General features: G+C 61.1%; 8 protein-coding genes, 2 tRNA genes and 1 pseudogene. 6 read left to right on the plus strand and 5 right to left on the minus strand.

Going from position 1 to position 11,764, the window contains the following annotated elements; translation table 11 throughout:
• Positions 1 to 193: 193 nt before the first annotated feature.
• Together ACIQTS_RS09610 and ACIQTS_RS09615 are read left to right on the plus strand one after the other, a co-directional pair.
• The gene (locus ACIQTS_RS09610; protein WP_400288975.1) at positions 194 to 1,651 is read left to right on the plus strand and encodes a glyceraldehyde-3-phosphate dehydrogenase; all 1,458 of its coding nucleotides are present in this window, start codon (positions 194 to 196) and stop codon (positions 1,649 to 1,651) included.
• A gap of 438 nt (positions 1,652 to 2,089) precedes the next feature.
• Positions 2,090 to 3,022 (plus strand): annotated as a pseudogene (locus tag ACIQTS_RS09615) (winged helix DNA-binding domain-containing protein); the annotation flags it as partial.
• Between the two features lie 12 nt (positions 3,023 to 3,034).
• Here the strand turns inward: ACIQTS_RS09615 and def are convergent.
• The 3 genes from def to ACIQTS_RS09630 all read right to left on the minus strand — a co-directional run bounded on the left by def (position 3,035) and on the right by ACIQTS_RS09630 (position 5,619).
• Entirely contained in the window at positions 3,035 to 3,607 is a 573-nt protein-coding gene (def, locus tag ACIQTS_RS09620) for a peptide deformylase (RefSeq protein ID WP_105657783.1), read from the minus strand.
• Positions 3,608 to 3,631: 24 nt separating this feature from the next.
• Positions 3,632 to 4,780, minus strand: coding sequence for an acyl-CoA dehydrogenase family protein (locus tag ACIQTS_RS09625; protein ID WP_400288977.1), 1,149 nt, complete (start codon positions 4,778 to 4,780; stop codon positions 3,632 to 3,634).
• Between the two features lie 763 nt (positions 4,781 to 5,543).
• Positions 5,544 to 5,619, minus strand: a tRNA-His gene (locus ACIQTS_RS09630).
• A gap of 376 nt (positions 5,620 to 5,995) precedes the next feature.
• Between ACIQTS_RS09630 and ACIQTS_RS09635 the strand changes: the two genes are divergently transcribed.
• Positions 5,996 to 6,517 (plus strand): acyltransferase, encoded by a 522-nt coding sequence (locus ACIQTS_RS09635; RefSeq protein ID WP_402473009.1) that lies wholly within the window; start codon positions 5,996 to 5,998, stop codon positions 6,515 to 6,517.
• Here the strand turns inward: ACIQTS_RS09635 and ACIQTS_RS09640 are convergent.
• Positions 6,506 to 6,581, minus strand: a tRNA-His gene (locus ACIQTS_RS09640). The genes ACIQTS_RS09635 and ACIQTS_RS09640 overlap by 12 nt on opposite strands.
• 158 nt (positions 6,582 to 6,739) lie before the next feature.
• Positions 6,740 to 7,351 (minus strand): oligoribonuclease, encoded by a 612-nt coding sequence (gene orn, locus ACIQTS_RS09645; RefSeq protein WP_365946117.1) that lies wholly within the window; start codon positions 7,349 to 7,351, stop codon positions 6,740 to 6,742.
• A gap of 184 nt (positions 7,352 to 7,535) precedes the next feature.
• On the opposite strand from orn, the gene mptB (ACIQTS_RS09650) reads away from it, so the two are divergent.
• The 3 genes from mptB (ACIQTS_RS09650) to ACIQTS_RS09660 are packed head-to-tail and all read left to right on the plus strand — an operon-like array spanning position 7,536 to position 11,737.
• Positions 7,536 to 9,086, plus strand: coding sequence for a polyprenol phosphomannose-dependent alpha 1,6 mannosyltransferase MptB (gene mptB / locus ACIQTS_RS09650; RefSeq protein WP_400288980.1), 1,551 nt, complete (start codon positions 7,536 to 7,538; stop codon positions 9,084 to 9,086).
• A gap of 5 nt (positions 9,087 to 9,091) precedes the next feature.
• The gene (gene mptB, locus ACIQTS_RS09655) at positions 9,092 to 10,576 is read left to right on the plus strand and encodes a polyprenol phosphomannose-dependent alpha 1,6 mannosyltransferase MptB (RefSeq protein WP_402473014.1); all 1,485 of its coding nucleotides are present in this window, start codon (positions 9,092 to 9,094) and stop codon (positions 10,574 to 10,576) included.
• 57 nt (positions 10,577 to 10,633) lie between these two features.
• Positions 10,634 to 11,737, plus strand: coding sequence for a VanZ family protein (locus ACIQTS_RS09660; protein WP_402473016.1), 1,104 nt, complete (start codon positions 10,634 to 10,636; stop codon positions 11,735 to 11,737).
• Positions 11,738 to 11,764: the final 27 nt, after the last annotated feature.

The raw sequence follows: 11,764 nt of genomic DNA on the forward strand, positions 1-11,764 counted from the left end.
GCATCAGCCCTTAGTGCGCTGGTGAGATGATTCACAGTCCCCGATCCTCAGTTTTTCTGCGCACGGTCTAGAATGGATCATGTACTTACGAGGATGATCCTGTTACCTCGTGCCACCGCAAAAGCAATGGTGCTTCCCACGGTGCCAACCGACTTTATGGATCTGCGAGTCGGCTGAATTGGAAGGATTTTCTGTGACCCAGCAGTCTGTCGTTGCCCAGCAAGAATGGAGCGGGCGCGAAGAGCTCGCCGAGGCCATGATCCCACTGATCGGACGTCTGTACCGCAAGAACAATGTGGTGACCTCCGTCTACGGCCGCAAGCTGATCAACCAGTCCGCCATCGACATCATCAAGGCCCACCGAGTAGTGCGCCGCATCGATGGCGAAGAGCTCGACCTGAACGACACCAAGGCCATCCTGGATGCCATCGAGGCCCTGAACGTCGGTTCGGTAGCAATTGACCTCGGCCGCGTGAACAAGAAGTTCAAGGAATCCGGTTCCGCTGATCTGAACGCCTTCCTGGCCGATGAATTGGGCGAGAAGGTTGGCCAGGCCGGCGCAACCGACGCTGAACCCCAGGACGTTGTCCTCTACGGCTTCGGCCGCATCGGACGCCTGCTGGCCCGCATCCTGATCGAGCGTGGCGGCTACGGCCTGCGCCTGCGCGCCATCGTGGTCCGCAAGGGCTCGGATGACGACATCGTCAAGCGCGCTTCGCTGCTGCGCCGCGACTCGGTGCACGGCCGCTTCGAAGGCTCGATCACGGTCGACGAGGAAAACAGCACGATCCTCGCCAACGGCACCCTGATCAAGGTCATCTACTCGAATGATCCGACCACCGTCGACTACACCGAGCACGGCATCGACAACGCCATCGTGGTGGATAACACCGGCCGCTGGCGCGATGAGGCAGGACTGTCCCAGCACTTGGCTGCCAAGGGCGTTTCCCGCGTTCTGCTGACCGCACCGGGCAAGGGCGATCTGAAGAACATCGTCCACGGCATCAACGATTCGTGGATCACCGCAGAAGACAAGATCGTTACCGCTGCATCGTGCACCACCAACGCCATCACCCCAGTGCTCAAGGCCCTGAACGACAAGTTCGGTGTTACCCACGGGCACGTCGAGACCGTTCACTCGTTCACCAACGACCAGAACCTGATCGACAACTTCCACAAGGGCGAGCGCCGCGGCCGTTCGGCAGCGCTGAACATGGTGATCACCGAAACCGGTGCCGCCAAGGCAGTGGCCAAGGCCCTGCCGGAGTTCGAAGGCAAGCTGACCGGCAACGCCATCCGCGTACCGACCCCGGATGTCTCCATGGCGATCTTGAACCTGAACCTGGAGAACGGGACCACCAAGGAAGAGCTCAACGCCTACCTGCGTGAAACCTCGCTGACCTCCAGCTTGCACAAGCAGATCGACTACATTGATTCGCCTGAGGTTGTCTCCACCGACTTCGTCGGCTCGCGCCGCGCCGGCATCGTTGACGGCCTGGCCACTATCGTGTCCGGCAAGAACGCTGTCGTCTACGTTTGGTACGACAACGAGTTCGGCTACTCCTGCCAAGTTGTTCGCGTCATCGAATCGATGGCCGGCACCCACCCGGCTGCAGTGCCTGCAGTGAAGGCTGAAGCCGTCACCGCCTAGGACCCCGCTGCTTGCAGCTGAAGGGACCATCCCAACGCATTGCGCGCTGGGATGGTCCCTTCGGCTATTCCATCCGGGCGGCACGACGCCCTCCAAAAGGGCCTCCCGGGTCCAGCGCACCAACGAGAACCAGCACCTGGCCAGCACCTCTCCAGCAAAGTCCAGGCAGGTCTCGACCTTTGCGCGCATCCGGGCTTGGAGGTCCGTTTCCACCTGCGCCGCCCCTGCGTCAACGGCGACTGCAGGTGCGCCGCTTCGCGGGCACCTCTGGACCCCCGCACTGCTAGGCTTTAGGCCATCAAGCATTGGATCGAGGTTGGTTAATAGACAGTACCCGGACGCTGGCGGCGCGCATGGCGAGCCAGCTGCTACTGGAGCCGGCAGAATCCGTACTGCAGGCCGCAGAACACATGCTCGCGTTCCAAGTCCCAGGACTTCGCTGCAGGACGCTACGCGCTGGCTCAGCGCTCCGCAGCGCAAGAATCCCGCCAGCAAGTCGATGCGCTCTTCAGCGAAGGACGGCTCATGCGGTCATGGACCATGCGGGGCACGCTGCATATCTGCTTGGCCGAAGATGCGCGCTGGATGACTCGCGCAACACGTGAACGCACCTTGCGCTCCTCGGCCACAAGGATGCGGGGACTGCAGATCGGCACCCAGGACATTGACCAGGCAGCTGGCATCATCAGCGCGCATCTGCAGGAGCACGGGCAAGCCAGCCGCTCCGCGCTCTTCAAGGCACTGAACCAGAATGGAGTGGAGACGGGCCAGCAGCGAAGACTGGTTATCCTGCAGGTCCTCGTCCTGGACGGGTTGATCTGCCAGGGGCCCATTCCACAAGACGCGAAACTCATCGCGCAGGACTTCGTGCTCGTGGATGAATGGATTGCAAGTCACCGGGAACCAGAAGATCCGTTGGCGCAACTCTTGCGCCGGTACCTGCACTCGCATGGGCCAGCTACCCTTCGCGACGCAGCCTGGTACACGGGACAGACGCTGACCACCATGAGAGCCGCCGCAGAAGCACTCGGCGGCTTGCTGGCGGACGCAGGCAACGATGAGCGCGGAGAGGGCTACTGGGTCATCGCCGGCAGCCGCGCCCACCGGGAGCTTGAAGCGATGGAGCCCGCCGGGCTGCCACTGCGCCTGCTTGGTCCCTTTGACGAGTACTACCTGGGCTACGCGAATCGCACGCTGGTAGCCGACGAGCAGATGGCTGCGCAGATCCTGCCCGGCAAGAACGGCATGTTCCTGCCCTTCTGGCTAGAACAAGGCAGGGGTTCGAAGGTCTGGAACGCAGAAACAGCGCCCACCGGCAAAATCGGTGCGGCGCTGCATCAGCGGTATCTGGACTTCAAGACTGCCCGGTAGGCGGCGGGAAGCCTAGTGGCCGAATGGATCCTCATCGGTACCCGGCAACCAGGTATTGCCAGGCACGCCCCAACCCAGAGCCTTCTTGGCCTTCTTCCACTTCTTCTCCCAGCGTGGCTGCAACTTGTCCACGTAGAGGTAGCCATCAAGGTGGTCGTACTCGTGCTGCATGATGCGCGCGAACCAGCCGTGCGCTTCGAAAGAGATCGGATTGCCGAACTCGTCGAAACCCTCCACCTTCGCATAGTCAGCACGCTGCAGAGGGTAGTTCAACCCGGGCACGGACAAGCAGCCCTCGGAGTCGTCATCAGCATCCGCAGGAGCCTGCGACACCTTTGAAAGGGTCAGCTTGGGGTTGATCACTACGCCCCGCTCGGGAGCATCGTCCTGGTCAGCGAAGACGTAGGTGAACATGCGCAGGCCCAAACCGATCTGCGGAGCCGCCAGGCCCACGCCATGCGCTTCATCCATGGTGAGGTGCATATCGGCAACGAGCTCGCGCAAGGCGCCATCAAACTCGGTGACCTCCACCGCACGCTTGTGAAGTACAGGTTCTCCGTAAACAGTGATCTGCCGAATAGGCACGTGATCGGTTCCTTTCAAAAGTGCTTAGAGTGCTCGTCCAATAGTTTCACGCATGATCTCGCTTGTGCCACCGAAGATGGTCAGCAAGCGGGAGGCAGTGAAGGACTGGGCAATCGGGTACTCCATGATGTAGCCATAGCCGCCATGCAGCTGCAATGCCTGATCGGAAAGCTTTTTAGCGCTCTCACTAGCCCAAAGCTTGACCTCGGCAGCCTCGGAAGGATCCAGCTCGCCGTCGTTGAATGCCAGGACGGCCCGGTCCACGAAGCTTTGGGTGACATGCGCCTCAGTCTTCAGGTTAGCCAGCTCGAAACGGGTGTTCTGGTACTCGGTCAGCGCCTGGCCAAAGGTAGAGCGGTTCTTCGCATGCTCCAGCGCCTGCTCGAAAGACGCGGTGCAGATCGCCGAGGCAGCCACGGCAATAGCCAGACGGGCCTGGGGAAGCTGCGCCTTGACATAGGCCAGGCCCTGTCCAGCCTCGCCAACAAGATCCGCAGACGAGACGCGGACATCGTCGAAGAACAGCTCAGCGGTATCAGAAGCCCGCAGCCCAATCTTGTCGAAGGGGCTGCCGTTGGTGTACCCCTCGGAACGCTCGACCATGAACAGCGAGAATGACTGCTCGCCCGCACGTCCGCTCTCGCCATCGGTGCGCGCAAGCACCAGAGCGGCATCGCCAAACGCAGCATTGCCGATGAAAGTCTTCTGGCCGCTAATCAGCCAGTCATCCCCATCGCGGACCGCCTTGGTGCGCACCGCACGCAGGTCGGACCCCGCTCCAGGCTCGGTAAACGCGCAGGAGGTAATGGTGGAGCCATCGACCATGCGTGGAAGCCACTTGGCCTTGAGCTCGGCAGAGCCGTAGGAGAGCAGGTACGGCAGCACCAGGTCGTCGTGCAGGTGGAAGGCCAAGGCTACGGACAGATGCCCCGAACGCACGAGCTGCTCATCAAGCACTACACGGAAGCGGTAATCATCGATGCCCATGCCACCGAACTGCTCAGGCACTGCAAGACCCAGCAGGCCGTTTTCACCGGCAGACTGCCACACCTCGCGGGGGATCTGATGATCCTTTTCCCACTGAGCGTATTTACCGGAAATCTCCCGGGCGTTGAATTCCGTAGCCAGTTCACGGAACTGCTCGTGGTCCTCTTCAAAGAGCGCGCGTTTCACAGGGGGAGTACCTTTCGGTGGATGGAACGAAGGCATAAAGCTCACTGGCTTGCCGAAGTACATCATCCATTATGGTTGCTCAAGCCAATTCGTGCCTACTCGCCAGGGCAAACAACGATTCAAGTCACTAGATAACGCAAAAAGTCTCGAAAAACACGGGGATAGACCCCAAAACACAACCCATTCGAACATAGTTTCGAATCCGTGTTCCTAGCCACCGAAATATGACTTAACACCGCATCAGGGCAGCACTGCGCTCGCCGGTAGGTTCGAACCGCATGTTCAACCGGTCCTGTCGGCGACGAATCCGCAGCTCGAATCCGCGCGTAATGGCGTTGGCTTCACCGGAACCAACGATAATTCGGACCGGGGCCTAGTGGAGGCAAACGGCCCGTTGTGCAGGGGCGCGCAGTGCCAATGATGCAACCCTGGAGCCGTCCCGCGGGTTGCGGATCGCTCCACGCGAAATCGACCCGGTTGTCGCATGATGGAATCCGCTTGTTTCGGCGTCGGCAGGGTGCCTGGGCATCTGGTGGTTCCATGCGGTGGCCATTGCCGGCGGTGAAGGCGGGTTGGCGGCTAGCGGCGCGATGCTGAACGCCGAGGAGGATTCGCTGGCGTGGACTGGCGGTGTGTGCCTCTGGATTCCGGGTGTTCGGTCTGGAGTCAACGAGGCCCGGTGCCTTGCCGATTGCGCTTCAAGGCGTCGAAAACGAGAAAAGACCTGGTTCGGAATTTTCATTCCGAACCAGGTCTTTCGATCTGGGGTGAGTAACGGGGTTTGAACCCGCGACCTTCTGGACCACAACCAGACGCTCTACCGACTGAGCTATACCCACCATGTCTACTTCGTTACTAGTCAGAAGCTGTAGTGCTCATGATTTCGTACCGGGCAACGAGAAATACTATACACGTATCCAGGCCGGAAATACCAATTCGCATGGCGCCATCTCCGGGATTGTGACGGGATGCTCATTATTCATGGCCGTGGGGCTGTTGCTCGCCGCTGAGCTGCCTCATGAGATGAATCCCTGTGCCGTGATCATCCCTTTGCTTGCAGTACCTGAGGGAAAGGCTTTGCCGCGGGTCCAGGGGCGATATGGTTCGAGCCACTGTGAAGAATGGATAATGAGTGAATTCTTGGATATTGGTGATCTTTGAGAAGCCTTGCACGCCGGCCAGGGAATTACCGCCGGTTCGCAGCTGCATGCGCTCATGCATCGCACTAGCCAGGGCGAGCTGCGCATTTGCGCGGAGCCGGCCAACGGCTACCGCAGCCCAGGGCAAGTACGGGATTTGCTGCGGCAGTTGACCGGCATGGACGTTGACGAGTCAGTGGTGCTATTCGAGCCGTTCAACCCGGAATTTGGACGCAATATCGAACTGGGGACGAGCGTCTTCATCAATGCTCGCCGCAAATTCCCTGACCAAGGCGGTACCCGTAGCGGGGATGAGTGCTTGATCGGGCACAACGTTGTTGTGGCTGCACTCAAACACGATCATGATCCTGCTCGGTGGGCGGATACTATTCCCGCTCCAGTGATCTTAGGGCGCAACGTCTGGATTGGCGCGAACGCGACCCTGCTTTCCGGCGTCACGATCGGAGAGAACGCAGTTGTCGCTGCCTCCGCGGTCGTAACGAAAAACGTACCTGCCGGTGCCAGGCGTGCGGGTAAAGCAAAAGACTCGATCTGGAACTTTCGTTCTGGATCGAGTCTTTGTCTCTGGGGTGAGTAACGGGGTTTGAACCCGCGACCTTCTGGACCACAACCAGACGCTCTACCGACTGAGCTATACCCACCATGTTTGCTTCGTTACTAGTCAGAACGCTTTTGCGAACCAATTCCGTATCTGGCAACGAGAAATACTATACACACAATTCCGCGCTTGATGCCAATCGGAAGGCCCCTGGGGTACTGTGCAGTGCATCACCAATGCGCCGGGGCCTTCGTTTGGCGGCTAGCCGGCGCTTTGGGTGATCCCTGCGGCGATCTTCCTGGCCTCATCGGAGGTTGGTCCCGGCGCCGGAACCATGATGGCGTCGCGGTAGTAGCGAAGCTCGTTGATCGAATCCTGGATGTCGCCCAGTGCGCGATGGTTGCCGGTCTTGGCTGGAGCGCCGTAGTGCGCCTTCGGGAACCAGCGGCGGCTCAACTCCTTCAAGGTCGACACGTCGATAATGCGGTAGTGCAGGTGCTCGATGACCTCGGGCATATCGCGTGCCAAGAAGTTCTTGTCGGTGCCCACCGAGTTGCCGCCCAGCAACGCCTTGTTCGGTTCCGGAACGTGCTTCTTGATGTAGTCGACCACCAGGCGCTGGGCTTCCTCCATGGGAATGCCGTTCGCCAGCTCGGGCAGCAGGCCGCTAACCACATGCATATTGCGAACGAAATCATCCATCTGCGCCAGAGCTGCCGGCTCGGGCTTGATGACTACCTGGATGCCCTCGTCGACGATCTCCAGATCGGAGTCGGTAATGAGCACTGCTACTTCGATCAATGCGTCGTTAACCAGATCCAAGCCGGTCATTTCGCAATCGATCCATACAATTTTTTCTGAGTTACTAGCCACGTAACCAATCTACACTTCAAGAAGCGCTGTGGGGGAGCGCACCCTCGTCGCAGGGCGGAGGGACAGTGTTTCAACCGGCTTGGACGCGTGCTCGATGCTAAAATCGTCTGAGATTTCCGGCTGTTGAATTGCCTGCTTGCAAGGGCACGGCACATGCGACGCTGGCTTAATTACTCTCGAACTCATGTCCGTTACAGCCCGAGGTGTCAGTGTGTCAGCCAGCAAGCCAGCAGCAGTGAGCTCCCCGCCCTACGCTGGAGTGAACAGGACCCTTCTCAGCGGCGTCATCGGTTCCTCCCTGATCCTTTTCGGATCCTTCGGTACCGGGTGGCTGGCCAGCGTATCCCCGCTGAACCGCGACCCGTTCTTCATCATGCTGCGCACCGAACCGGCCGGCGTGATCACCTGCGTGATCCTGCTGGCCCTGGGTTGCTGGGTCCTCTTCCGTTCCTGGTGGCGCCTGGGCCAGAAGCTTAAGGGCTGGGGCGAAGGTTCGTTGAAGGTGGTCCGCCGCGCGGTCTGGCTGTGGAGCATCCCGATGTTCGTCACCCTGCCGATCATGAGCCGGGACGTGTTCGCCTACATCGGCCAAGGCCGGCTGGTGGATGCCGGGCAGGATCCTTATGTTGACGGAATATCCTCGCTGAATAACTGGTTCCAGCTCGGTGCCGACACCATGTGGGCGCAGGACGGCACCCCCTACGGCCCGCTCTACCTGAGCATCGAATTCCTCGTGGTCAAGCTGACCGGCCCTTCGACCGACGCGGCGATCCTGGCCTTCCGCGCCATTGCATTCATCGGCGTGCTGCTCTGCCTGCGCTACGTGCCCAAGCTTGCCGAACTGCACGGTGTCTCCGGGGCCAAAGCCGCCTGGATGACCGTGGCGAACCCGCTGTTCCTGGTGAACTTCGTGGCCAGTGCGCACAACGATGCACTGATGACCGGCCTGTCGGTCTGGGCCGTCTACCTGGCATGCAAGCGCTACGGCTTCTGGGCCATCGTGGTGCTGGCGGCCTCGGTCGGGGTCAAACCGATTACCCTGGTACTGCTGCCGTTTATCGGCCTGCTCTGGGCAGGGCCTAATGCTGCCTGGCCGCGCCGCATCCTCTACTGGTTCTACACCGGCATGATCTTCCTGGCTCTGATGACCGTGGTTGGGTGGCTCAACGGCTACTGGTTCGGTTGGCTGAAGGTCATGCTCTTCACCGGTACCGGATACTCCATCTTCTCCCCGGTAGGCATTGCGGTCATCGCGCTGAGCGGGCTGGTCTCCGCCTTCGGGCTGTCCACCGAGTGGATCCTGCCCGCGGCCAAGCTCTTCGGCCGCCTGGTCGGCGTAGCCATCGCCTTCGTCTTGATCTTCCGCGGAAAGCACTCGCATCTGGTGCAGCGCATGGCCATCGCCTTCGCGGCGATTGTCGTGCTCTCCCCGGTGATCCAGCCGTGGTACCTCCTGTGGCTGCTGCCGTTCTTCGCCGTTACCGGCCTGCGCGATGACTGGCAGATGCTCTGGCTGCACCTGACCACCATCTTCTTCCTGGCCTACCAGGCCGCTGACCAGATCTTCGTTTGGCAGTTCCTGCAGGATTCCCTGGTTCCACGCGTCCAATTGATTTCCTGGGGCATCTCCATCGCCTGCGCCCTGTACCTTGTCTTCTTCGATCCGAAGACCAAGAACATCTGCGCTGATCTGCTCAGCTCGACCAACTGGCTGAAGAAGAGCAAGAAAGCCTAGTGGCAGTGGAGCAGCCGAAGCTGGCACCGCAGCGCGCTAGCCTGCGGTCACTATCATGGCAAGGGTTCACCGCCTCGGCCATGATCACCGTCGCCTCCTGGGGGATCGGCTGGTTCCCGCGCAACCAGCTGTCCCCGCTGGCACGCAGCGGCTTCTTCATAGAATTCCGAACCGAAGTGCCAGGTGTCATCAGCTGCATCGTGCTGATGGCCGTGGGAATTGTCTGGTTGACCCGAACCTGGATCCTGGCCCGGCCATGGGTTCAGGCTGCCGGCGAGATCACCGGGCGGGAACTGGCCCGCGTGCTGGCCATGTGGTCTGCTCCGCTGATGCTCAGCTTCCCGATCCTCAGCCGCGACGTCTACTCCTACCTGGCCCAGGGCCGCATGCTGCACGCCGGCAAATCCCCGTATGCCGAAGGCGTGTCCGCCCTTCCGGGCTGGTTCGATGGCGGATCCGACAGCCTGTGGGCGCAATCGCCCTCGCCCTATGGCCCGTTCTTCCTCGTGCTCGCCCGCATCATCTACTTCGCCTCCAACGGCATTCCCGAAATCGGCGTGGGCCTGCTGCGCATCGTTGCCGTGCTCGGTGTCTGGGGCTGCTATCACTTCACTGCGAAGCTGGCGCAGAAAATGGGGCAGAGCGCCAACTGGGCCAACTGGGCCAACTGGGCCATCGTGGGCAATCCGCTGTTCCTGCTGACCATGATCGGCGGCGTCCACAATGACGCGCTGATGATCGCAGGTGTCTTCAGTGCCTTCGCCTATGCCTACGACCGCCACGCCATGGCCGCCACGATGGCGCTGGCCATAGCCGTGTCGGTCAAGCCGATCGTGCTGCTGGCGCTGCCTTTTATCGGCTTGGTCCTGCTGGGCAGGAGCCCGTCGATGCGCGAGAGGTGGAAAATCTGGGCCAAGGTCGCAGCACTCTCGCTGACCTGGCTGCTTTTGATCGGTGCGGTCACCAACCTCTGGTTCGGCTGGCTGCTTGCCATGTTCACCGCGGGCGATGCGGCGTTCCCGTACGCTCCCGTGGGACTGATCGGCTGGTCCCTGAGCAATCTCGCTGGCATATTCGGCGCCGATATCTCCTTGGTGAATGCCATCGTGGTGGGCGTGTTCCAGGTCATCGCGCTGGCCATTGTGGCGCGCCTGGCGCTGGCCAAGGACACCTCCAGCCCGGTCCGCCTAGCGGCGTGGGCGCTTTCGGCGGTGGTGCTGCTGGCTCCGATTATCCAGCCTTGGTACATCCTGTGGCTGATGGCGCTGTTCGCCATTTCGCACAAGGTGTCCTGGGGATCTGAAAAGCTGATGATCTATGCATCCAGCCTGATCCTGGTGGCGGTTTTCGTCGACCAGCTCTCCATCGAGCAGTGGCACTCGGCCTGGGTGATGAAGACCCTGGCTGGCGTGCTCGTAGCGGGCTTGTTCATCGGCCTCTTCACTGCCGATGCCAGAACCAGGCAAGTGCTGCGCGGGCCGAAAGCATAGCCAAGGTCACATTCTGCAGCCCAGCTTTCTCCCGGAATATTCCGCTTAGATAGAAATATGCAAACAATGTTCTGGCCAGCGGCAATCGCCATTCTCGGCGGCGCCCTCTTCTTGGCGTCCGCCGGCGTTTTCCTGCTGGCCGTGCAATACCGCCGGCATGGACGGTTGTCCTGGCGCCGCACCATCACCACCACAACCGCAGCCGTCTACGGATTCGGCCTGTTCAGCTACACCATGCTTCCGCTGCCGTCCACGCGCGACGAATTCTGCCGTCCCGGGGTGGCCATCCCGCAACTGGTGCCCGGCCGTTTCGTCGATGATTTCAGGCTGGCCATCGTGGAACGCGGGCTGAGCGGATTCGCCACCAGCTTCACCCTGTGGCAGGTGCTGTTCAACATCATCTTGTTCATGCCCCTGGGCATCTTGGCCGTGCGCTGGCTGCGCGGCAACATCTTCACCGGTGTCCTGCTCGGCTTCGCGGCCTCGCTGGCCATCGAGCTGACCCAGTACACCGCTATTTGGGGGTTGTACACCTGCGCCTACCGCGTGGCCGACGTCGATGACCTGATCACCAACACTGCCGGCGCGCTGCTGGGCGCGATGATCGCCTACCTGCCGATGTTCCGCTTCCTGTCCGGCCCGGTGGAAGCGGACGCGGCCAATGCGCCGGCGCGGCCGGTGACCCGCGCCCGCCGTGCACTGGCCAACATCTTCGATGCAGGCTTCACCGCCGGAGCGCTCCTTGTCATCGGTGCTGCCCTGGAACTGCTGGAGCGTTTGGGTGCTCCGGAGTTCGGCCAACAGTGGATGAACTTCTGGCTTCCGCTGTTCGTGGTCTTCTGCGTCTTCTGGCTGCCGAGCCTGGCGCCGGGACGGGCCACCCTCGGCCAGCGCTGCGCCTGGCTGATGCTCACCGACGGGCAGGGGCAACCGGCTCCGGCCGTCCGGGCCTTGCTGCGCAGCCTGCTCGGATTTGGCGGGATTAACTTCCTCTTCCAGATTTCCACCAGCATGGTCGACTTCACGCCCTACCCGCTGCTGAACATGCTCGTTGTGATCTATATCGCGATCAGCGCCTTCTACTTCATCTTCGAGGCGAATCACCGGGGACTGGCCGGAAAAATCAGCGGTACCGGTTTCATCGACCTTCGCGCCCTTTGAGCCGAGGCACCCCAGCACCGCAAGGCG

Origin of the sequence: Glutamicibacter sp. NPDC090743 (assembly GCF_044769125.1) — a bacterium.
GTDB lineage: Bacteria > Actinomycetota > Actinomycetes > Actinomycetales > Micrococcaceae > Glutamicibacter.